The sequence below is a fragment of the Streptomyces adustus genome (assembly GCF_009377175.1).
Lineage (GTDB): Bacteria > Actinomycetota > Actinomycetes > Streptomycetales > Streptomycetaceae > Streptomyces > Streptomyces adustus.
The window spans coordinates 1-21,782 of record NZ_VJZD01000165.1 but is presented as its reverse complement, the minus strand read 5'-3'; the positions used below and the strand labels follow the sequence as shown (position 1 = coordinate 21,782).

Sequence of the window (21,782 nt, the reverse complement as noted above, 5' to 3'; positions counted from 1 at the left end):
CGCAGAACCCGTAGCCCTCCAGCGACAGCGGTATGAGCGCGCTGAACGCGTCGTAGATCTGGGCGACGTCCACGTCCTGCGGGGTGAGGTTGGCGTGCTTCCACAGATGCCGGGCGGCGGTCCAGGCCGGGCCGGTGAGGGGATCGTCGTTCCAGTAGTTCACCATGCCGTGGTGCTGGGCGGGCAGCCCCTGGGCGGCGGAGTGGACGTAGACGGGTTTTCGGCGGCAGTCGCGGGCCCGCTCGCGCGAGACGACCACACAGGCCAGCGCGCCGTCCGTCTCCAGGCAGTTGTCGTAGAGGCAGAGGGGCTCGCTGATCCACCGGGAGGTCATGTACATCTCCCGGGTCAGGGGCCGCTCGTACATGATCGCGTCCGGGTTCTGGTTGGCCCGGTTGCGGCAGGCGAGGGCGACGTTGAAGAGATGGTCGCGGGTGGCGCCGTACTCGTGCATGTAGCGGCGGGCGAGCATCGCGATCTCGTCCACGGGCCGCAGCAGCCCGAAGGGCCGGGTCCACTGGGCCGGGGTGGGGAGCTGGACGGCGGTGTTGGTCCAGGGCCTGGGCCCGCTCCCGCGCTTGCGCGACCGCCAGGCGACCCCCACGGTGGCCTGCCCGGCGGCGATGGCGGCGGCCAGGTGCGCGACGGTCGCGCAGGAACCGCCCCCGCCGTACCCGATCTTGCTGAAGAAGGTCAGATCACCGAAGCCGACCGCCTTGGCGAGCTCGACCTCCTCCGTCTCCTCCATCGTGAAGGAGGCGAGCGCGTCGACCTCGCCGGGATCGATCCCGGCGTCGTCGAGGGCGGCGAGGACGGCCCGGCAGGCGAGGGTCTTCTCGTCCTCGGGTAGCCGCTTGGCGAATCCGGTCTGCCCGATCCCGACGATGGCGGTGGCGTCCTTGAGCCCCGAACTCCCCATGCCGCGCCCCCTCCGGGCCATTGCCCAACTACTGACAGCCCGTCAGGTTACAGCTAATCTGACGGACAGTCAGCTACGCGTCTGGAAGGTTGGTCGGCCGTGCGCGGTGACGTGGAATGGGGCAGCATCCCGGGCCTGGTCCGCTCGGCGGCGGAGCGGCACGGCGACGCGGAGGCGGTGGTGGAGGGCCGTACGAGGATCTCGTACGCGGAACTGGGCGCGCGCGTGGAACGGGCGGCCGCCGCCTGCCTCGCCCATGGCGTCGAGGTGGGCGACCGGGTGGCCGTCTGGGCTCCCAACTCCCTCGACTGGATCGTCGCGGCACTCGGCGCGGTGTCGGCGGGCGCGGTCCTGGTCCCCCTCAACACGCGCTTCAAGGGTACGGAGGCGGCCGACGTCCTGCGCCGCAGCGGCACCCGGCTCCTGTTCGTGACGGGCACGTTCCTCGGGACCTCGTACGTCGCGTCGCTGCGGCGCGCGGCGGGCGAGGGCGACGCCGCCTCGGGTCCGCTCCCGGGCCTGCCGGCGCTCCGGCAGGCGGTGGTCCTCTCGGAGGACGCCCCGCCCGGCTTCCGTACCTGGAAGGACTTCCTGGCGAGCGGCGAGGGCGTGGACGGCCGGGAAGTCCGCGAGCGCGCCGGGCAGTTGGACGGGTCCTGCGCCTCGGACATCATCTTCACGTCGGGTACGACGGGCCGCCCGAAAGGCGCGCTGATCACCCACGCGCAGACGCTGCGGGCGTACGAGATCTGGGCGGACCTGGCGGGCCTGCGCCCGGCCGACCGCTACCTGATCGTGAACCCCTTCTTCCACACCTTCGGCTACAAGGCCGGGGTCATCGCGTGCCTGATGCGCGGGGCGACGATGATCCCGCAGCCGGTCTTCAACGTGGACACGGCGCTGGCGAACATCGCGGCGGAGCGGGTGTCGGTCCTTCCCGGCCCCCCGACCCTGCACCAGTCCCTCCTCGACCACCCCGCCCGCGACGCGCACGACCTCTCGGCCCTGCGCCTGGTCGTGACAGGCGCGGCGGTGGTCCCGCTGCGGCTGGTGGAGCGCCTCCGGGGCGAACTCGGCGTCGGCACGGTCCTGACGGCCTACGGCCTCTCGGAGGCGAGCGGCATCGTCACGATGTGCCGCCGCGGCGACGACCCGACGGTGATCGCGTCGACGTCGGGCCGGGCGATACCCGGCACGGAGGTCCGCATCGCCGACGGGGCGGGGGCGCCGCTGGGTCCGGGGGTGCCGGGCGAGGTCCTGGTCCGCGGCTTCAACGTCATGCGCGGCTACTACGAGGACGAGACGGCGACGGCGGAGGCGATCACCGAGGACGGCTGGCTGCGCACGGGCGACGTGGGCGTCCTGGACCCGGCGGGCAACCTCCGCATCACGGACCGCCTGAAGGACATGTTCATCGTCGGCGGCTTCAACGCGTACCCGGCGGAGATCGAGCAACTGCTGGGCCTGCACCCCGACATCGCGGACGTCGCGGTGATCGGCGTCCCGGACCCCCGCCTGGGCGAGGTCGGCAAGGCCTTCGTGGTCCGCCGCCCCGACGCCACCCTCACCGCGGACGACCTGATCGCCTGGTCCCGCCGCGAGATGGCGAACTACAAGGTCCCGAGATCGGTGGAGTTCGTGCCGGACCTGCCCCGCAACGCGAGCGGCAAGGTGGTGAAGGGGGAGCTGCGTCGGCGCGCGTAGGCACACCTCGGCCGCGGCGGCTCCCCTCCGCGCCGCCGCGGCCGATCGCCCCCCGTCTGCGGGCGCTCAGGCGGTTTCGTCCGAGGCGTGGTTGTCCAGAAGCTTGGCCTCTTCGCTCGACGCGTGGTTGTCGAGGGTGGTCACCGTGCCCTCGGACGCCGTCTCCTTCACGGTGGTGAGGATGTCCTGCTCCACGAGGGAAGCGTGGTTGTCCAGCGGCTTGACGACATCGTCGTTCTTCTCTGCCTGCGCCATGATCATCAACTCCTGAAAGTCGGTGCTCCGTACGTCGGATACGCCTGCCCGACGACTCCCCCGCGGACTGTCGGGCAGGCGCTCCAGGGCCGTTCACCCTAACGGTGTGGGCCTCTTCGTGATCCGTCCGCCCCCCGACGCGACAGATCGACGTGGGTCAGCCTGCCAAGCGGCGATAAATGAACGATGAACGCCGACATCTAAGCGGCCGCGGCGGGAGCGAGCAGCTTGCGGACCTCGGCCACCTCGGGCGAGCCCAACTGTTCGTAGATGGTGAGGGCTTCCAGCCAGCAGGCCCTGGCGCGACCGGACTGCCCGATGGCGGCCAGGGCCCTGCCCAGCACCGTGAGCACCGTCCCGCGTCGCCACTCGCCACCGATGCCACGCAGCGCGATGGCCTGTTCCGCGTGGCTCGCGGCGAGGGTGGGGCGTTGCGCCGCGAGGTGGACCTCGGCGATCCGGAAGTGCGTGACACCCTCCCAGAGCGGCTGGCGGTTGTCGTGGAACAGGGCCATCGCCTCGGTGAGCTGATCCAGCGCCTCCGGCAGCCGCCGGGCCTGCGTCAACGCGATACCGAGGGCGTACCGGCCGTTGGCGAGTCGCAGGGTGAGGCCCATCCGGTCATAGATGTCGATGCCCTGCTGCGCGAGTTCGATGGCGCTGGCCAGGCGTCCCATCGACACATGGATCCGGGAGAGGTTGCACAGGGCGCTCGCTTCGCCGACGTCGTTGCCGTCCGCGCGGAAGTTGTCGATCGCCTGCTGGAGATAGCGCTCACCGTCGGCGTGCCGGTTCTCGTAGATGGCGATGATGCCGCGGTCGTTCGGTGCCCAGCAGTTGGGCAGCGGATCCCGTGCCTCGGCCGCCAGCGACATCGCCTGCCGGGCTTCCTCGTCCGCCTCCTTGAAGCGGCCGGCGACGAGATGGACGTTCGTCAGGGCGGTGCGCGCACGACCCTCGGCACGCGCGTCCCCCGCCTCGTGCGCGGCCTGCCGGACGGCCAGTGCGGCCACCTTGTACCCGCGCGCGTTGGCGCCCGACTCGGCCAGGTCCTTGGTCGCCCACAGGAGGTCCACGGCCCTGCGCAGAGTCGAGGCCCCGACGGACTGGCGTACGCACGCCATGAGGCAGTTCGCCTCGGCGTAGAGCCAGTCCTGCGCGGTGCGCGGGGAGCCGAACGCCAGCCCCGGGTACTCCGTCCGCTCCAGGTGATCCACCAGCCGGTCCCCGGGCCGCTCGATCGCGTACACGCGGGTCGCGGTCGCCAGGTAGAAGTCCAGGAGCCGTGACATCGCCGCTTCGCGTTCGCTCGGGGGCTGTTCGTCCCTTTCCGCGCACGCACGCGCGTAGAGCCGGACCAGGTCGTGGTAGCGGTAGCGGCCGGGCGCCGCCGACTCCAGCAGGGACGTGTCGACCAGCGACTCCAGCAGGTCCTCCGTGTCGTGCGCGGGCAGGTCCAGCACCGCAGCTGCCGCGGCCAGCGAGATGTCCGGGCCGTCGGCCAGGCCCAGCAGACGGAACGCCCGTGCCTGGGCCGGCTCCAGCGCGCCGTAGCCGAGTTCGAACGTCGCCTTGACCGCCAGGTCGCCCGCCTGGAGTTCGTCCAGGCGGCGTCGCTCGTCGGCCAGCTTGGCGGCCAGGACGGAGACCGTCCAGGTGCGGCGGGCCGCCAGGCGGGAGGCCGCGATGCGGATGGCCAGGGGCAGGAACCCGCAGGCCGCGACCACGTCCAGGGCGGCCTCGCGTTCCGCCGCCACCCGCTCCTCGCCCACGATCTTCGTGAACAGCGACAGCGCCTCGTCGGGGGACATGACGTCCAGGTCGACCAGGTGCGCGCCGGCCAGGTCCACCATCCGCACCCGTGACGTCACCAGCGCCGCGCAGCCCTCCGTGCCCGGCAGCAGCGGTCGTACCTGGGCCGCGTCGCGGGCGTTGTCCAGCAGCACCAGGACCCGGCGGCCGTCCAGCACCGAGCGGTACAGGGCCGCGCGTTCCTCCAGCGAGTCCGGGATCGCGGAGTCGGCCGTGCCCAGGGCCCGCAGGAAGAAGCCCAGGACCGTCTCCGGTTCGGCCGCCCGGGTCCCCGCGCCCTGGAGGTCGACGTAGAGCTGCCCGTCCGGGAAGGCCGGCCGGACCTGGTGGGCCACGTGCACCGCCAGCGTCGTCTTTCCGACACCGCCGATCCCGGCCAGCGCCGACACCGCCATCACCCGGCCCTCGGCGGAGGTGAGCACCTCGCCGAGCTCCGCGACGAAGGAGGAGCGGCCGGTGAAGTCGGGCACAGTCGCCGGGAGCTGGGCGGGCCGCACCGCCGCCGCGGCGGGGTCCGCGATCGGCGCCGACGGCTCGGCCAGGCCGGGGTCGGCCCGCAGGATCCGCTGCTGGAGGTCGCGCAGCCCGGGCCGCGGGTCGACGCCCAGTTCCTCGGCGAGCAGCCGGCGGGTGTCCGCGTAGACGGCCAGCGCCTCCGCCTGCCGCCCGCTGCGGTACAGCGCCAGCATCAGCAGCTCGCGCAGGCGTTCGCGCAGCGGGTGGGCCGCGGTGAGCGCGGTCAGTTCCGAGACCGCCTCCGCGTGGCAGCCCTGTTCCAGGTCCATGTCCAGCCGGGATTCGTGGAGTTGCAGTCGCCATTCCTCCAGGCGCACCCGCTGTGCCTCCGCGTACGGACCCGGCACCCCCGCCAGCGTCTCCCCGTCCCACAGGGCCAGCGCCCGGTCCAGCGTCTCGCGCGCCTGGCCCAGGTCCCCGGCGCCGCGCGCCTTCTCGGCCCGGGCCGCCAGGTCCTGCGCCACCGCCAGGTCGAGCGTTCCCTTGCCCAGCGAGCGGATCGCGTATCCGCCGGACTCGCTGACCAGCACGCCGGGGTCGAGCGCCTTGCGCAGCCGGGAGGCGTACGTCCGGACCGCCGCCAGTGCCTGCGAGGGCGGTTCCTCGCCCCACAGCGCGTCGATCAGCTCGGCCGCCGTCGCGGTACGGCCCTCGCGCAGCAGCAGGGCGGCCAGCAGCGCGCGCTGCTGGGGGGAGCCCGTGGTGAGCGGTTCCTCGCCGCGCCAGGCGCGCACCGGTCCGAGCAGGCCGAAGCGCAGCGCCGCCGGTCGTGCACCGGAGCCCGGGCGCCGCTGCTCCGGCACGCGCGGTACGCCGTCGTCCATCGGGGTCTCCCTAGGCAGCCTCAACAACCAGGCCAGTTTGCCTTGTTCATGGTGGATGCGTCAGCCGGGCGAGACGCCGATCACAGAGACGCGACCGTTGTGCGCACGGGTTCCCACGCGGCCCTCACAGCCTCTCCGCACGGTCGAGGTCGCCCGGGGCCCCGTACCACATAGCTGACGGGCCGTCAGATCGGCGCTACCGTGGGCGCCATGGACACCCACGACAGCACGTTTCCGCTGATCATCTCCGTGGACGACCACACCGTGGAGCCCGCCGACGTCTGGCAGGACCGGCTCCCGAAGAAGTTCCTGGACACCGGACCGAGGATCGTGCGCGCGCCGCTGAAGGAGATGTCCTTCCTCGGCGGCCGCTTCAAGCCCGTCATGGGCGAGCGGGGCGATGAAGGACCGCTCGGCGACTGGTGGATCTACGAGGACCTGCACCGCCCGCTCACCCGCCTGGACACCGCCGTCGGCTACAGCAGGGACGAGATCAAGCTGGAGGTGATCACCTACGAGCAGATGCGGCCCGGCTCGTACGACGTCCCCCGGCGGCTGGCCGACATGGACGTCAACCACGTCCAGTCCGCACTGTGCTTCCCCACCTTCCCGCGCTTCTGCGGCCAGACCTTCACCGAGGCCCGGGACCGCGAGCTGGGTCTGCTGTGCGTGCGCGCCTACAACGACTGGATGGTGGAGGAGTGGTGCGGGCCGCAGGCGCACGGCCGGCTGATCCCGCTCACCCTCATCCCGCTGTGGGACGCCGAACTCGCCGCCGCGGAGGTACGGCGCAACGCCGCCCGCGGGGTGCGGGCCGTCGCCTTCTCCGAGATACCCCCGCACCTCGGCCTGCCCTCCGTGCACACCGACGACTGGGACCCGTTCCTCGCGGCCTGCGACGAGACCGGCACGGTCGTCGCGATGCACATCGGCTCCTCCAGCCGGATGCCGTCCACCTCCGCCGACGCCCCGCCCGCCGTCGGCTCCACCATCACCTTCGCCAACTGCTGCTTCTCGATGGTCGACTGGCTGCTGAGCGGCAAGTTCGAGCGCTTCCCGAACCTGAAGGTGATGTACGCCGAGGGGCAGATCGGCTGGATCCCGTACATCCTGGAGCGCGCCGACGTCGTCTGGGAGGAGAACCGCGGCTGGGGCGGCGTCGCCGACAAGGTCCACAGGCCGCCGTCCGAGCTGTTCGCCGAGCACGTCTACGGCTGCTTCTTCGACGACGCCTTCGGGCTCAGGAACCTGGACGCGATCGGGGTCGGCAACGTCCTCTACGAGACGGACTACCCGCACTCCGACTCCACCTGGCCGAAGTCGAGGCAGGTCGGCGAGGCGCAGATGGGGCACCTGGCGGCGGACGTCGTCGAGCGGATCGTCCGGCGCAACGCGATCGAGCTGCTGGGGCTGACGGACGCCGGCCTGTGGCAGGGCCCGGGCGGTGCCGCATGACGCCCCCGGACGGCGGCGCGGCCCCGGCGTACGGCATCCAGCTGCCCGTCCAGTCCCAGAGCACCCTCTACGCCGAACCCTGGGAGGCGGCCGCCGGGCCCGAGGACCTGCTCGCCCTCGCCCGTGCCGCCGAGCACGCCGGCTTCGCCTACCTCGCGACCTGCGACCACGTCGCCGTCCCGCGCCGCCTGGCCCCGGCCATGGGCACGGTCTGGTACGACCCGGTCGCCACCCTCGCCTACCTGGCCGCCGCCACGACCCGCATCCGGCTGCTCAGTCATGTCGCGATCGTCGGGCTGCGCCACCCGCTGCTGACCGCCAAGCAGTACGCCACCCTCGACCACCTCTCGGGCGGCCGGCTGATCCTCGGGGTCGGCGCCGGACACGTACGGGAGGAGTTCGAGGCGCTGGGGGTGGACTTCGGGCAGCGCGGAGCGGTGCTCGACGAGGCGATCGACGCGCTGCGGGCGACCCTCGGGCCGGACGAGTTCCCGTCCCACCACGGGAAGTTCCACGACTTCGAGGGGCTCGGTCAGCGCCCCCGGCCCGCACAGGAGCGGGTGCCTGTCTGGGTCGGCGGCTCGTCGTCGGCGGCCGTGCGCCGGGCCGCGCTCAAGGGTGACGGCTGGCTGCCGCAGGGCGACCCGAGGGACCGGCTCCCGGCCCAGATCGACCGGCTGCGGCGGCTGCGCGCGGAGGCCGGGATCGCGCAGCCGCTCACCGTCGGCGCGATCACCGAGCCGCTGTACGTCGGCACGCCGGAGTGGGAGGTCGGCCGCCGCACCCTCAGTGGAGCCCCGGACGCCCTCGCCGAGTCGCTGCGGGCCTACCCGGCGATGGGCGTGCACCAGATCCAGGTGCGGTTCCGCAGCCGGAGCCGGACCGAACTCGTCGACCAGATACAGGCGTTCGGGGCCGAGGTCGCGCCCCACCTGACCTGAGGAGTGCGTGGCATGGGCAAGCTGGACGGGCGGGTCGTCATCGTCACCGGGGCGGCCCGCGGGCAGGGCGAGCAGGAGGCGCGGCTCTTCGCGGCGGAGGGCGCGAGCGTGGTCGTGGCGGATGTGCTGGACGACCTGGGCGAGGCGCTCGCCAAGGAGATAGGGGCGCGCTACGTCCATCTCGACGTGGGCGTGGAGCAGGAGTGGCAGGCCGCCGTCGCCGCCGCGAAGAGGGCGTACGGGCACCTCGACGGGCTGGTGAACAACGCGGGCATCCTGCGCTTCAACGCCCTCGTGGACACGCCCCTCGACGAGTTCATGCAGGTCGTCCAGGTCAATCAGGTCGGCTGCTTCCTGGGCATGAAGACGGTGGCGCCGGAGCTGGCCGACGGCGGGACCATCGTCAACACGGCGTCCTACACCGCGCTGACCGGGATGGCGGCGGTGGGCACGTACTCCGCGACCAAGCACGCGGTGCTCGGGCTCACCCGGGTCGCCGCGCTGGAGCTCGCCGGCCGGGGGATCCGGGTCAACGCGATCTGCCCCGGTGCCATCGACACCGCGATGTCCAACCCGGCGCGGCTGGACCCGGCCGCGGATCCGGCGGAGATGAGCCGCGCCCTGGACGAGCTGTACCGCAAGCTCGTGCCGCTCGGGCGGATCGGGCGGGCCGAGGAGGTGGCCCGGCTGGCGCTGTTCCTGACCTCGGACGACTCCTCGTACATCACCGGACAGCCGTTCGTGATCGACGGGGGCTGGCTGGCCGGGGTCAGCGTTATCTGACGGCTCGTCAGCTATTGACGGTGGAGGCGGCCGGTGCGACAGTCGGCCAACGAACGGTATCTGACAGAGCGTCAGAAAATATGGGACGGTGAACCGCCTTGGAATTCGGGCTCTTTGTACAGGGATACGTGGGCAAGCGAGCCGAGACCGACCCGCTGGCCGAGCACAAGGCACTGATGGAGGAGACCGAGTACGTCATCCAGGCGGACCGGTCCGGCTTCAAGTACGCCTGGGCCTCCGAGCACCACTTCCTCGACGAGTACTCCCATCTCTCCGCCAACGACGTCTACCTGGGCTACCTCGCCCACGCCACCGAGCGGATCCACCTCGGCTCCGGGATCTTCAACCCGCTCGCCCAGGTCAACCACCCCGTCAAGGTCGCTGAGAAGGTCGCCATGCTCGACCATCTCAGCGGCAACCGCTTCGAGTTCGGCAGCGGACGCGGCGCCGGCTCCCACGAGATCCTCGGATTCATCCCCGGTGTGACCGACATGAACTACACCAAGGAGATCTGGGAGGAGACCATCGCCGAGTTCCCCAAGATGTGGCTCCAGGACGAGTACGTCGGCTTCCAGGGCAAACACTGGCAGCTTCCGCCGCGGAAGGTGCTGCCGAAGCCGTACGGCAAGTCGCACCCCGCGATGTGGTACGCGGCCGGCTCCCCGCCGTCGTACGCCATGGCGGCGAGGAAGGGGCTGGGCGTTCTGGGGTTCAGCATCCAGAAGGTCTCCGACATGGAGTGGGTGCTCGAGCAGTACAAGACCGCGATCGTGAACGCCGAGCCGGTCGGGGACTTCGTCAACGACAACGTCATGGTGACGACCACCGCGATCTGCGCGCCCACGCACGAGGAGGCGATCCGGATCGCCACGGCGGGCGGCCTGCACTACCTGCCCTCCCTCGTCTTCCGCTACCACGACACCTTCCCGCGCCCTGAGGGCTTCCCCGTCTGGCCGGAGACCCTGCCCGAGTACACCCCCGAGTTCGTCGAGCTCCTCATCGAGGAGGAGCTGCTGATCTGCGGCGACCCGGACGAGGTGCTGCGCCAGTGCAAGCGCTGGGAGCAGGCGGGCGCCGACCAGCTCAGCTTCGGGCTGCCGGTCGGGGTGCCGAAGGAGGAGACCCTCCAGACCATCCGGCTGATCGGGGAGCACGTGATCCCGAAGATCGACACGGATCCCGTTCACCGGACGTCGCGGTTCCGGGCTGCCGCGTGAGCGCCGTCGGCGGGTGCGGGCTGTGTGTGGCTGGTCGCGCAGTTCCCCGCGCCCCTGAGAGGCGGGCGTCGTACCCGAGTTCACAGGGGAGCCCTCGTGCTTGATCACGTCATCAGAGGCGCGACCGTCGTGGACGGAACCGGCGCGCCCGCCTTCACCGCCGACGTCGGTATCCGTGACGGGCGGATCGCCGTCGTCGGCGCTGTCGACGAGGAATCCCGCACCGTCGAGGACGCCACCGGGCTCGTCCTCGCCCCCGGGTTCGTCGATCCGCACACCCACTACGACGCCCAGCTGTTCTGGGACCCGTACGCCACCCCCTCCCTCAACCACGGGGTGACCACCGTCGCTGCCGGGAACTGCGGGTTCACGCTCGCGCCGCTGAACCCGGACCGTCCCGAGGACGCCGACTACACCCGCCGCATGATGTCCAAGGTCGAGGGCATGTCCCTGGTCGCCCTGGAGGAGGGGGCGCCCTGGAGCTGGCACTCCTTCGGGGAGTATCTGGACGCGCTCGAAGGGCGGATCGCCGTCAACGCGGGGTTCATGGTGGGGCACTGCGCCCTGCGGCGGTACGTCATGGGGGCGGACGCGGTGGGCGGGCAGCCGTCGGCCGAGCAGCTCGACGCGATGCTGCGGATCTTCCACGAGGCGATGGACGCCGGGGCCTGGGGCTTCTCGACCACCCAGTCCACCACGCACTCGGACGGCGACGGGAAACCGGTCGCGTCGCGGCACGCGCTGCCCGCCGAGCTGCTCGCCCTGTCGAAGGCGGTCGGCGAGCACGAGGGCACCCAGATCGAGGCGATCGTCGCGGGCTGCCTGGACCAGTTCAGCGACGCCGAGATCGACCTGCTGGTGGAGCTGAGCGCGGCCGCCGGACGCCCCCTGAACTGGAACGTCCTCACCGTCGACGCGGCCGTCCCGGAGCGGGTGCCGCGGCAGCTGACGGCGAGCGAGCGGGCCCGCAAGGCGGGCGGCCGGGTGGTCGCCCTGACCATGCCGATCCTCACCCCGATGAACATGTCGCTGGGCACGTTCTGCGCGCTGAACCTGATCCCCGGCTGGGGACCGGTCCTGGGCCTGCCCGTGCCCGAGCGGATCGCGCGGCTCGGGGACCCCGGGGTGCGGGCCGAGCTGCTGCGGCACGCGAACTCCCCGGCGGCCGGGGTCTTCCGGCGGCTGGTGAACTTCGGCCGGTACGTCATCGGCGACACCTACAGCCCGGCGAACGAGGGACTGACCGGCCGGGTGGTGCGGGACATCGCCGCCGAACGCGGCCAGGACCCCTTCGCCTGCCTGGTGGAGATCTGCGCCGCCGACGAGCTCCGTACCGTCCTGTGGCCCATGCCCACCGACAACGACCCCGCCTCCTGGGCGCTGCGGGCCGAGACCTGGCAGCACGAGGACGTCCTGCTCGGCGGCTCCGACGCGGGCGCGCACCTGGACCGCATGTGCGGAGCCCCGTACACCACCCGCTTCCTCGGGGACTGTCTGCGCGGCCGGAAACTGGCGGGCCTGGAGCAGGCGGTGAAGATGCTGACCGACGACCCGGCGCGGCTGTTCGGACTGCGCGAGCGGGGCCGGGTGCGGGAGGGCTGGCATGCGGACCTGGTGCTCTTCGACCCGGAGCGGATCGACGCGGGCAAGGCCACCCTGGTGCACGACCTGCCGGGAGACAGTCCACGGCTGGACTCCCGGGCGATCGGGGTGCGGGCGGTCTGGGTCAACGGGACCGCGGTGATCCGCGACGACGTGGTGACCGGCGCCGTGCCGGGCCGCGTCCTGCGCTCGGGGCGGGACACACGGACGGTGGGCACGCGGTGAGCGACGGCGGGAAGCAGGAGGGCGACGGCGGGAAGCTGTTCGTCGGCGGCGCCTGGGTGGAGCCGGACGGCGGCTGCTACGAGGTGACCGACCCGGCGACCGAGGGCACCGTCGGCCGGGCGCCGGAGGCCTCGCCGGAGCAGGTGCGCGCGGCCTGCGCGGCGGCCCGCGAGGCGTTCGGGCCCTGGTCGCGCACCGCGCCCGAGGAGCGGGCGGCCGTACTGGCCCGCGCGGCGGACATCATCCGCGCCCGGCTGGTGCCGTACGCGGAGCTGGCGCAGGCGGAGACCGGCGCCACCACCGCCACCGCGCGGGCGATGCAGGTGGGCGTGGCCGCGGCCCGCTTCCGCCGCTACGCGCGCGTGGAGCCAGCCGAGTGGCCGGTGCAGCCGCAGATCAACGAGGCCGGGCCGATGGGGAAGGCGGCGGTCATGGGCGCGCTCGCCGCCCGCCGGCCGGTCGGGGTGGTCGCCTGCGTCACGTCGTACAACAACCCCTGGGCGAACCCGGCCGGGAAGATCGCCCCCGCCCTGGCCATGGGCAACACCGTGGTGGTCAAACCGGCCCCGCAGGACCCGCTGTCCGTCTACCGGATGGCGCGGGCGCTGGAGGAGGCGGGGGTGCCGCGCGGGGTGGTGAACGTCGTCTCCGGCCGCTCGGTCGCGGTCGGCGAGGCTGCCGTGGAGTCACCGGACGTCGACATGGTCAGCTTCACCGGCTCCACGGCGGTCGGGCAGCGCATCGCCGAGGTGTGCGGGCGGCACATGAAACGCCAGCTGATGGAGCTGGGCGGCAAGGGCGCGGCGCTCGTCCTCGACGACGCGGACCTCGACTCGGCGGTGGCCGGCATCGGCACCACCTTCTCCTTCTACAGCGGCCAGATCTGCACGGCCCCGACCCGGGTGCTGGCCCAGCGGGGGGTGTACGGGCGTCTGGTGGACCGACTGGCCGGGTACGCGCGCCGGTTGAGGATCGGCGACCCGCGGGAGCCGGACACGGTCGTCGGGCCGGTGATCTCGGCGGCGCACCGCGACCGGGTCGAGTCGTACGTCGAACTGGGCTGCAAGGAGGGCGCGGTGGTCGTCACCGGCGGTGAACGCCCGCCGCTGGAGCGGGGGTTCTACGTCGCCCCGACCCTCCTCGCCGACTGCACCAACGACCTGCGGGTGGCCCGCGAGGAGATCTTCGGCCCGGTGGTCGTCGTCATCCCCTTCGACGAGGAGGACGAGGGGGTGGCCCTCGCCAACGACTGCGACTACGGCCTGATCGACTACGTCTGGTCCGCGGACGTGGCCCGCGCCTTCCGGGTGGCGCGACAGCTGCGTACCGGCGGGGTCGGCGTCAACACCGTCGGCCGCAACATGGAGGCCCCCTTCGGCGGCTTCAGGAAGAGCGGTGTCGGCCGCGACGTCGGCTCCTACGCCCTGCACGCCTACAGCGAGGTCCAGTCGATCGTCTGGCCGGGGTGACCCGGCCCGCCCGTCATGACCGGCCCCCGCCCAGATCGACCCGCACCGTCAGCAGCCGCGTCCCGAGCAGGCGTACCGCCGCGCTGTTGCCGCGGGGCAGGGTGCGCAGCCGGGCCACCGGGTCGTCGTCGGGCAGGAGATGCGCCGTGCCCTCGTGCCAGCGGCCCCGGATGCGCACCCGCACCCGTGGGTCCGCCTGGATGTTGCGGACGTACTGCGAGCGGTCCCCGAACTCCGAGACCAGCCAGAAGGAGTCGCCGACGCGGCGGCCGCCGAGCGGAGTGCGCCGGGGCAGGCCGGAGACGCGGCCGGTGGTCTCCAGGAGTGTCTGGAACGGCAGCCGGCGCACGAGCGGGTTGGCGACGTGCCGCTGGAAGGCCGTCGTCGCGCGGAATCTGAGGTCGGTGTGACGGGGCATTACCTGTGAGGCTCCTGTCAGGTCTGGTGTGTGGCACAGGGGAGTTGCTTCAATGGTCCCCGATGTCGCACGACGAGAGCTGGTGGCTGCGCATGCGGGTCGTGACCTGGAACCTCTGGTGGCGTTTCGGTCCCTGGCAGGAGCGGCAGAAGGCGATCCTGGCCGTGCTCAGAGAGCTGCGGCCCGATGTCGTCGGGCTCCAGGAGGTGTGGGAGTGCGGCGGTGAGAACCTCGCGCAGTGGCTGGCGGCCGACCTCGGGATGCACTGGGCCTGGGCCCCGTCCGACGCCTCGGACCGCTGGCAGCGGCGGATAGGCGACCCGACGGTCGAGGTCGGCAACGCCGTGCTCAGCCGCTGGCCGATCGTGGCGCAGGAGGTGCTGCGGCTGCCCGCCCCCGACGAGCTGTACGACGGACGGCTCGCCCTGCACACCCGGATCGCCACTCCCACCCACGAGGTCCCCTTCTTCACCGTCCATCTCACCTCGGCCATCGACGCCTCGGCCGTACGTGTCGAACAGGTCACCGCGCTGGCGGAGTTCGTCGCCGCGCACCGCGACGGCACCGACTTCCCCCCGGTCGTCACGGGCGACTTCAACGCCTGGCCGGACTCCGACGAGATCCGCCGGTTCGGCGGCTACAAGACGGCTCCCGCCGCCCCCGGACAGGTCTTCCTCGACGCCTGGGAGTACGCCGACCCGGCGAGCCCCTGGGCCACCTGGGACCCGGCCAACGGCTTCGTCGGCCCCCAGAGCCCGCCCGCGCGCATCGACTACATCCACGTCGGACCGCCCGGCCCCGGCGGCCTCGGCCATGTGCGGGCCGTACGGCGGGCCGGGGACGGGCCGGTCGACGGGATGTGGCCCTCGGACCACGCGGCGGTCGTCGCGGACCTGGCCCTGGGACCTGTCCGGGAGGGCGCGGCCCGGGCGGGCTAACGGCCCAGGAAGATCGGGTTGGTGAACGCCGCCAGCGCCCCCGGCAGCGGTCCCGCCGCCGTCTCGTGGCGCAGTTCGGCCCGTACGTAGGCCGCGTACTGCGGTGTCGTGGCCCACTCGACCGTGCCCGTGCCGGACACCGGCAGCGGGTCGCCGGTGAACAGCACCCCCTGGTCGGTGACGAGGCGGACCGTGCAGCGCGGGGCGCCGGTCACCTCCAGCCGGACCGTGACCGGGGCGTCCCGGGGCACCTCCAGGCGCCCGCCGATGCCCGCGTGCTCACCGCGGGGTCCGCTCGCCGTGAAGGACAGCGAGACCCGATTCGACTCGGCCACGTAGGAGCGGCCCGCCCGGATGCCGTCCTGGATCGCCTCCCGGGTCAGGTCGTCGGCCAGCACCACCGTCTGGGGGGAGCCCACCACGTCCGGGTCCCGGTGGGCGTCGCTGTTGCCCATCGCCGGGATCCAGCCCCGGCCGCCCTCCCGCACCGACGCGACGAGCATGTTGTCCCAGTCGGCCAGCGTCACCTCGTCGTCCGGGGTGTACGGACCGTTCCACACCTCCACCGCGTCCGCGTCCCCGAAGCCGAACTTCCAGCCGCAGCCGACGCACGTGGCGTGCGGGTGGGCGGGGACGACCAGGCCTCCCGCGCCGCGGATCCGGCGGGCGAACCGGCCGAAGCGGTTGTCGCGGGCCCGGTAGCGCCAGTCCACGAAGGTGCCGGGTTCGGTGCCGAGCGCCAGGACGTGACCGTTGCGCGTGGTGACCTCCTCGCCCAGCATGACCAGCAGGTCGTCGCCGGCCGCGGCCGCCCAGTGCGCGTGCGCCGAGTGGGTGTTGTGGTCGGAGGAGTTGATGAAGTCCAGACCCGCCGCGCGCGCCAGCGCCGCGATCTCCGCCGGGGTGCGGCGGCCGTCGGAGTACCAGGAGTGCAGATGGCAGTCGCCCCGGTACCAGGCCCGCCCCCGCCCCTTGGCCCGGGCGGGCGGGTAGACCGGCTCCGGCGTGATGCCCGGCTCCCCGTACGTCAGGGTGACGGTGATCTCGTAGTTCAGTCCCTGTGGCGCCACCGTGTAGGGGCCGAGGGCGATGTGCCAGGTGCCCTTGCGCACCGGACCCGGGAGGTAGCCGGGCGTCGCGTCGTCCGCCCGGACGAAGAACTCCGAGCGCGCCCCGCCCGACCAGCCGCGAAAGCCCCGGCCGCCGAGCTCGGTGCCGTGCTCGTCGAAGATGCCGATGTCGAGGGCGTTGCCCGCGGTGCCGGCCGGGACGGACGGCTTGTCGTAGGTGTAGGCGACCTTGAGCTCCCGCACCCCGGCGGGCACTTCGACCGGGACGTACACGAAGTCCGGCGAGCCGGTGGGCAGCGTGCCGCGCACCGTCCTCGTCTCCTGGTCCTGGCCGTCCGCCGCGGCGAAGCTCACGCTTCCCAACGTAAGGGCGGCGGCCGCTCCCGTCACGAACAGGGCGCGTCTTGCGATTCCGGCGTGTTCCTCGCACATGCTGCGGCTCCCCAGGTGTCGTCGGTGACATGGCACGGGTGGTGCAGGGGGTGGTGCGGGGGTGGTGCAGGGTGGTGTCCGCCAGCTTCCTGCCCGGACGTGAACTCCCGTGCAAGGGAAGGGGAGCGCCGGCTTTCGGAGAGACACAGGCCGTGCGGTCCGCCCGGCCCGACCCGCACGCGGGGCGCCCGGCCGGAAGCGCGGGCGGGACGGCGGCCCGGCATGCTCGTGGCGCCCGGGCCGACGCGCACGCGGCGTTTGGCCGGACGTGCTCGCGGCGCCGGACCCGACGTGCTCGCGGCGCCGGGCCGGAAGCGCACGCGGGACGGCGGCCCGACCCGCACGCGGGGCGCCCGGCCGGAAGCGCGGGCGGGACGGCGGCCCGGCATGCACGCGGGGCGGTCGGGCGGAAGCGCGGGCGAGGTCTGTCCGGAAGTGCCGTCCGAGGTGACGCCACGTCACCGTCCGCGCTGCGGAGCGTTTCGGACATGACTCGTCAGACCTGATCAGCGCGATCGTATGCTCGAAGGATGACGACTCCCGCGACCTCCGGAACCGGCCCCGCCGGCCCCACCGAGAACTCCATGCGTCGCGCCCTCAGACGTGCCCGGGACGGCGTCGCCCTCGACGCCGGCGAGGCGGCGGTGCTGCTCCAGGCGCGCGGCGAGGACCTCGACGACCTCGCCGCGTCCGCCGCCCGGGTGCGGGACGCGGGCCTCGAAGCGGCCGGCCGCCCCGGCGTCATCACCTACTCCAAGAGCGTCTTCATCCCGCTCACCCGGCTGTGCCGGGACAAGTGCCACTACTGCACCTTCGTCACCGTCCCGGGCAAGCTGCGCCGCGCCGGGCACGGGATGTTCATGTCCCCGGACGAGGTCCTCGACATCGCCCGCAAGGGCGCCGCGCTCGGCTGCAAGGAAGCCCTCATCACCCTCGGCGACAAGCCCGAGGACCGCTGGCCCGAGGCCCGCGAATGGCTCGACGCGCACGGCTACGACGACACCATCGCCTACGTCCGGGCGATCTCCATCCGCATCCTGGAGGAGACGGGCCTGCTCCCGCACCTCAACCCGGGCGTCATGACCTGGACGGACTTCCAGCGCCTGAAGCCGGTCGCGCCCAGCATGGGCATGATGCTGGAGACCACCGCCACCCGGCTGTGGTCCGAGCCCGGCGGCCCGCACCACGGCTCCCCGGACAAGGAGCCGGCCGTCCGGCTGAGGGTCCTTCAGGACGCGGGCCGCTCCTCGGTGCCGTTCACGTCCGGCATCCTGATCGGGATCGGCGAGACCTACGAGGAGCGTGCCGACTCCCTGTTCGCGCTGCGCCGGACCGCCCGGTCCTACCACGGCATCCAGGAACTGATCATCCAGAACTTCCGCGCCAAGCCGGACACGGCGATGCGCGGCATGCCGGACGCCGAGCTGGACGAGCTCGTCGCCACGGTGGCCGTGGCCCGGCACATCATGGGCCCGTCCGCCTGCCTCCAGGCCCCGCCCAACCTGGTGGACTCGGAGTACGAGCGGCTCATCGGCGCGGGCATCGACGACTGGGGCGGGGTCTCCCCGCTCACCATCGACCACGTCAACCCCGAGCGCCCCTGGCCGCAGATCGAGGAACTCGCGGCGCGCTCCGCGGCCGCGGGCTTCGAACTGCGCGAACGCCTCTGCGTCTACCCGGAGTTCGTCCGGCGCGGCGAACCCTGGCTGGATCCGCGGCTGCTGCCGCACGTACGGGCGCTCGCGGACCCGGAGACCGGCCTGGCCCTGCCGGACGCGGTGGTCGAGGGCCGGCCGTGGCAGGAGCCGGAGGAGGCGTTCACCGCCACCGGCCGCACCGACCTGCACCGCACCATCGACACCGACGGCCGCACGTCCGACCGGCGCGACGACTTCGACGAGGTGTACGGCGACTGGGGCGCCCTGCGCGAGGCGGCCGCGCCCGGGATGGCGCCCGAGCGCATCGACACGGACGTCCGCGCGGCCCTGGCGACGGCGGCCGACGACCCGACGAGGCTGACTGACGACGAGGCGCTGGCCCTGCTGCACGCGGACGGCCCGGCGCTGGACGCGCTGTGCGCGGTCGCGGACGACGTCCGCAGATCCGCGGTCGGCGACGAGGTCACGTACATCGTCACCCGCAACATCAACTTCACCAACGTCTGCTACACCGGCTGCCGCTTCTGCGCGTTCGCCCAGCGCCGCACCGACGCGGACGCCTACACACTCTCCCTGGACCAGGTCGCCGACCGCGCCCAGCAGGCGTGGGAGGTGGGCGCGGTGGAGGTCTGCATGCAGGGCGGCATCCACCCGGACCTGCCCGGCACGGCGTACTTCGACATCGCGCGGGCGGTCAAGGAACGCGTCCCCGGCATGCACGTGCACGCCTTCTCGCCCATGGAGGTCGTCAACGGCGCGACCCGTACCGGGCTGTCGATCCGCGAGTGGCTGACGGCGGCGAAGGAGGCCGGTCTCGACTCGATCCCGGGGACCGCGGCGGAGATCCTCGACGACGAGGTCCGCTGGGTCCTGACCAAGGGCAAGCTGCCGGCCGCGACCTGGATCGAGGTGGTGACCACGGCGCACGAGCTGGGCATCCGCTCGTCCTCGACGATGATGTACGGACATGTGGACCAGCCCCGCCACTGGCTGGGCCATCTGCGCACGCTGGCCGGGATCCAGCAGCGGACGGGCGGTTTCACGGAGTTCGTGACGCTGCCGTTCATCCACACCAACGCGCCGGTCTACCTGGCGGGCATCGCGCGTCCCGGCCCCTCGACGCGGGACAACCGCGCGGTGACGGCGATGGCGCGGCTGCTGCTGCACCCGTACATCCCGAACATCCAGACCAGCTGGGTGAAGCTGGGCACGGAAGGCGCGGCGGAGATGCTCCGCTCCGGGGCGAACGACCTGGGCGGCACGCTGATGGAGGAGACGATCTCGCGGATGGCGGGCTCGTCCTACGGCTCCTACAAGTCGGTCAAGGACCTGGTCGCGGTGGCGGAGGCGGCCGGCCGTCCGGCGAGGCCGCGCACCACCCTGTACGGCGAGGTGCCGGAGGAGCGGCAGCGGGCGGCGCGGGCGTCGGACGGACATCTGCCGGAGCTGCTGCCGGTGCTGGACTGAGACGGCGCGGGGTCGGGCGCGAGGCGGGCGCCCGGCGGGCCGAGGGCGCCCGGCCGGGCGCCCGGGCCGTGGGGCCGGGCTGCCGAGGGCTCGCAGTACGATGATCCGACCCCATGTTCGATGGGGCCTGGAGCGGAGGAGACGCGTGCCCGTGCCTGCCAGACGGCTTCCCTCGTGGGCCTGGGTCACCGGCCTGACGGTCGGGGCCATCGCCGTGGTCACCACCCTGGCCGTGCAGGCGGACCAGGGCACGCGCCCCGTGGCCTCGGCCACCGGCCGCCCGGCCCCCACGGCGTCGGCTTCGGCGTCGGCCTCGGCCGGCCCCCGTCCCGCGCCCAGCCCGAAGAAGACCGCCGCGGTGCCCGACGGCTCGGGCGCCGGTCGCCGGATCGTCTACTCCCTCGGGCAGCACCGCGTCTGGCTGGTCGACGCGAGCGACGCCACGAGCCGCACCTTCACGGTCTGGCCGGGCACGGTGAGCCCGGCCACGGGCAGCTACACGGTCTCGCTCCGCAAGGACGCGACCACCGGCTCCGACGGCGTCGCGATCGAGCACATCATGTACTTCGCCGCCACCTCCGGCGTGAACATCGCCTTCTCCAACGCGGTGAACGGGGCCTCGCCCCCGCCCGCCTCGGGCAGCCGCACCGGCGGCATCCGGATGCCCAAGGCGGACGGCACGGCGCTGTGGGCCTTCGGCTCGACGGGCACGAAGGTCACCGTCGTCGACTGACCGCCCGCTCCCCGCTCCCCGCTCCCCGCGCACCGAGTCCCGGGTCGCCATTTATGGCTGAAAACTGACCACAAGCGACCACTCGGGTTACTAGGCGCATACCGATCCACCGCCTGAAGTGCTCGTTCCGGGTCCATTACAGTGCTGCCCTGTCGTACGACGGACGGTGCCACGGGAGGTCTTGGTGGGTGCGACGACCGGCGCTGTCTGGGGCCGCGCCGAGCAGCAGGACTTCCGCGGGCGGGTGCGCGGCACGCTGCTCGGCGTGGCGCTCGGGGACGCGCTGGGCGCGCCCGTCGACGGGCTCGGGATCGACGCGATCCGCGAGGCCCACGGGGCGGACGGCGTCGTCGACCCGGTGCCCGCGTACGGGCGGCGCGGGGCCGTCACCCATCTCACCCAGCTGACGCTGTTCACGGTGGACGGACTGATACGGGCGCAGGTACGGCGCGACACGGGCATCTGGCATCCGCCGACCGACCTGCACCGGGCGTATCTGCGCTGGGCCGCCACCCAGCGCGACTGGGGACCCGACGAGCGCCGCAAGGACGACGGGTGGCTCGCCCGCGAGGAGTGGCTGTACGCGCGCCGGGACCCCACCCGGGCCCTGCTGCTCGGCCTCGCCGACGAGACCATGGGCACGCTGGAGGCGCCGAAGAACCCCGGCGAGTCCGGTCCGCAGGCGGCGGCCCGGTCGGCGCCCTTCGGACTGCTGGTGGGCTGGGAGCCGCTGCTGGTCGCGCAGCTCGCCGTGGAGTGCGCGGCGCAGACCCACGGGCACCCCAACGCCTGTCTCGCGGCCGGCGCGTACGCGGTGATCGTGCACGGGCTCGCCCGGGGCGAGAGCCTCGAAGGAGCCGTGCAGTACGCGCTCGCGCTGCTCGCCTCCCGCCCGGGGCACCAGGCGGTCTCCGACGCCCTCCAGTACGCGCTGGCCGCGGCGCGGCCGGGGTCGCCGACGCCGGAGCGGGTGGCGGAGATGTCCGCGTCCGGCACGGCGGAGGGCGTGCTGGCCGCCGCCGTCTACTGTGCGCTGGCCGGCGAGGACGTGCGGCACGGATTGCGTCTCGCCGTGAACCACGAAGGGCCGTCCGCTCCCACGGGCGCCATGGCCGGCGGGCTGCTCGGCGCGCTGTACGGCGAGACGGCCCTGCCCCCGGCCTGGCTGGCCGAGCTGGAGGGCCGTCCCACGATCCTGGAACTCGCCGACGACTTCGCGATGGAGATGACCCAGGGGGCCGCGCTGCACAGTCCTTCGGGGGCGTCCCCGGGATGGCTGGCGCGCTACCCGCGCGGAACCTGAACCCGGTCCCGCCCCGCGGTGCCCCGCCCCGCGGCCGGCTC

The 21,782-nt window shown here is 73.0% G+C and carries 16 protein-coding genes; 11 read left to right on the top strand and 5 right to left on the bottom strand.

Annotated features, from left to right (window positions below; all coding sequences use genetic code 11):
* A partial coding sequence (locus FNH09_RS31275; RefSeq protein ID WP_152893272.1) for a thiolase C-terminal domain-containing protein occupies positions 1–919 on the bottom strand: 919 nt, incomplete at its 3' end.
* 99 nt (positions 920–1,018) lie between these two features.
* Between FNH09_RS31275 and FNH09_RS31270 the strand changes: the two genes are divergently transcribed.
* Positions 1,019–2,623, top strand: a complete 1,605-nt coding sequence (locus tag FNH09_RS31270; protein WP_162469360.1) for a FadD3 family acyl-CoA ligase — start codon at positions 1,019–1,021, stop codon at positions 2,621–2,623.
* 66 nt (positions 2,624–2,689) lie between these two features.
* On the opposite strand, the gene FNH09_RS31265 is transcribed toward FNH09_RS31270, so the two are convergent.
* Together FNH09_RS31265 and afsR are read right to left on the bottom strand one after the other, a co-directional pair.
* Positions 2,690–2,878, bottom strand: a complete 189-nt coding sequence (locus FNH09_RS31265; protein ID WP_152893270.1) for a hypothetical protein — start codon at positions 2,876–2,878, stop codon at positions 2,690–2,692.
* Positions 2,879–3,078: 200 nt separating this feature from the next.
* The gene (gene afsR, locus FNH09_RS31260) at positions 3,079–6,030 is read right to left on the bottom strand and encodes an SARP-family global regulator AfsR (protein WP_152893269.1); all 2,952 of its coding nucleotides are present in this window, start codon (positions 6,028–6,030) and stop codon (positions 3,079–3,081) included.
* Between the two features lie 210 nt (positions 6,031–6,240).
* Here afsR and FNH09_RS31250 point away from each other — a divergent pair, with 210 nt between their 5' ends.
* The 6 genes from FNH09_RS31250 to FNH09_RS31225 all read left to right on the top strand — a co-directional run bounded on the left by FNH09_RS31250 (position 6,241) and on the right by FNH09_RS31225 (position 13,722).
* A complete protein-coding gene (locus FNH09_RS31250; RefSeq protein ID WP_152893268.1) occupies positions 6,241–7,485 on the top strand; it encodes an amidohydrolase family protein in 1,245 nt (414 codons plus the stop codon).
* Positions 7,482–8,426 (top strand): TIGR03619 family F420-dependent LLM class oxidoreductase, encoded by a 945-nt coding sequence (locus FNH09_RS31245; protein WP_152893267.1) that lies wholly within the window; start codon positions 7,482–7,484, stop codon positions 8,424–8,426. The genes FNH09_RS31250 and FNH09_RS31245 overlap by 4 nt, the downstream gene beginning before the upstream one ends.
* A 12-nt stretch (positions 8,427–8,438) precedes the next feature.
* Entirely contained in the window at positions 8,439–9,209 is a 771-nt protein-coding gene (locus FNH09_RS31240) for an SDR family NAD(P)-dependent oxidoreductase (RefSeq protein ID WP_152893266.1), read from the top strand.
* 98 nt (positions 9,210–9,307) lie between these two features.
* Positions 9,308–10,426 (top strand): LLM class flavin-dependent oxidoreductase, encoded by a 1,119-nt coding sequence (locus FNH09_RS31235; RefSeq protein ID WP_152893265.1) that lies wholly within the window; start codon positions 9,308–9,310, stop codon positions 10,424–10,426.
* A gap of 96 nt (positions 10,427–10,522) precedes the next feature.
* On the top strand, positions 10,523–12,253 hold the full coding sequence (locus FNH09_RS31230) for an amidohydrolase family protein (protein ID WP_162469359.1): 1,731 nt from the start codon (positions 10,523–10,525) through the stop codon (positions 12,251–12,253).
* Positions 12,250–13,722, top strand: a complete 1,473-nt coding sequence (locus FNH09_RS31225) for an aldehyde dehydrogenase family protein (RefSeq protein WP_162469358.1) — start codon at positions 12,250–12,252, stop codon at positions 13,720–13,722. Before FNH09_RS31230 ends, FNH09_RS31225 begins: the two co-directional genes overlap by 4 nt.
* 13 nt (positions 13,723–13,735) lie before the next feature.
* On the opposite strand, the gene FNH09_RS31220 is transcribed toward FNH09_RS31225, so the two are convergent.
* Positions 13,736–14,140 carry a nitroreductase/quinone reductase family protein gene (locus tag FNH09_RS31220; protein WP_152893264.1) on the bottom strand — a complete coding sequence of 135 codons (405 nt, stop codon included), beginning with the start codon at positions 14,138–14,140 and terminating at the stop codon, positions 13,736–13,738.
* A gap of 92 nt (positions 14,141–14,232) precedes the next feature.
* Here FNH09_RS31220 and FNH09_RS31215 point away from each other — a divergent pair, with 92 nt between their 5' ends.
* Positions 14,233–15,078, top strand: a complete 846-nt coding sequence (locus tag FNH09_RS31215; protein ID WP_152893273.1) for an endonuclease/exonuclease/phosphatase family protein — start codon at positions 14,233–14,235, stop codon at positions 15,076–15,078.
* Here the strand turns inward: FNH09_RS31215 and FNH09_RS31210 are convergent.
* A complete protein-coding gene (locus tag FNH09_RS31210; protein WP_152893263.1) occupies positions 15,075–16,580 on the bottom strand; it encodes a CehA/McbA family metallohydrolase in 1,506 nt (501 codons plus the stop codon). The two genes, FNH09_RS31215 and FNH09_RS31210, sit on opposite strands and share 4 nt — an antisense overlap.
* Positions 16,581–17,110: 530 nt before the next feature.
* Here FNH09_RS31210 and FNH09_RS31205 point away from each other — a divergent pair.
* The 3 genes from FNH09_RS31205 (at position 17,111) to FNH09_RS31195 (ending at position 21,741) form a co-directional block, all read left to right on the top strand.
* Complete coding sequence (locus FNH09_RS31205) at positions 17,111–19,705, top strand: bifunctional FO biosynthesis protein CofGH (protein WP_152893262.1); 2,595 nt, start codon at positions 17,111–17,113, stop codon at positions 19,703–19,705.
* 145 nt (positions 19,706–19,850) lie between these two features.
* Entirely contained in the window at positions 19,851–20,438 is a 588-nt protein-coding gene (locus FNH09_RS31200) for a hypothetical protein (protein WP_420802792.1), read from the top strand.
* A gap of 184 nt (positions 20,439–20,622) precedes the next feature.
* On the top strand, positions 20,623–21,741 hold the full coding sequence (locus tag FNH09_RS31195; protein WP_162469356.1) for an ADP-ribosylglycohydrolase family protein: 1,119 nt from the start codon (positions 20,623–20,625) through the stop codon (positions 21,739–21,741).
* The last annotated feature ends 41 nt before the right edge of the window (positions 21,742–21,782 follow it).

Coding starts and splice junctions, on each gene's coding strand:
- FNH09_RS31220 (WP_152893264.1), bottom strand. CDS start 14,140: ATGCCCCGTCACACCGACCTCAGATTCCGCGCGACGACGGCCTTCCAG.
- FNH09_RS31215 (WP_152893273.1), top strand. CDS start 14,233: ATGCGGGTCGTGACCTGGAACCTCTGGTGGCGTTTCGGTCCCTGGCAG.
- afsR (WP_152893269.1), bottom strand. CDS start 6,030: ATGGACGACGGCGTACCGCGCGTGCCGGAGCAGCGGCGCCCGGGCTCC.
- FNH09_RS31245 (WP_152893267.1), top strand. CDS start 7,482: ATGACGCCCCCGGACGGCGGCGCGGCCCCGGCGTACGGCATCCAGCTG.
- FNH09_RS31265 (WP_152893270.1), bottom strand. CDS start 2,878: ATGGCGCAGGCAGAGAAGAACGACGATGTCGTCAAGCCGCTGGACAAC.
- FNH09_RS31210 (WP_152893263.1), bottom strand. CDS start 16,580: ATGTGCGAGGAACACGCCGGAATCGCAAGACGCGCCCTGTTCGTGACG.
- FNH09_RS31240 (WP_152893266.1), top strand. CDS start 8,439: ATGGGCAAGCTGGACGGGCGGGTCGTCATCGTCACCGGGGCGGCCCGC.
- FNH09_RS31250 (WP_152893268.1), top strand. CDS start 6,241: ATGGACACCCACGACAGCACGTTTCCGCTGATCATCTCCGTGGACGAC.
- FNH09_RS31205 (WP_152893262.1), top strand. CDS start 17,111: ATGACGACTCCCGCGACCTCCGGAACCGGCCCCGCCGGCCCCACCGAG.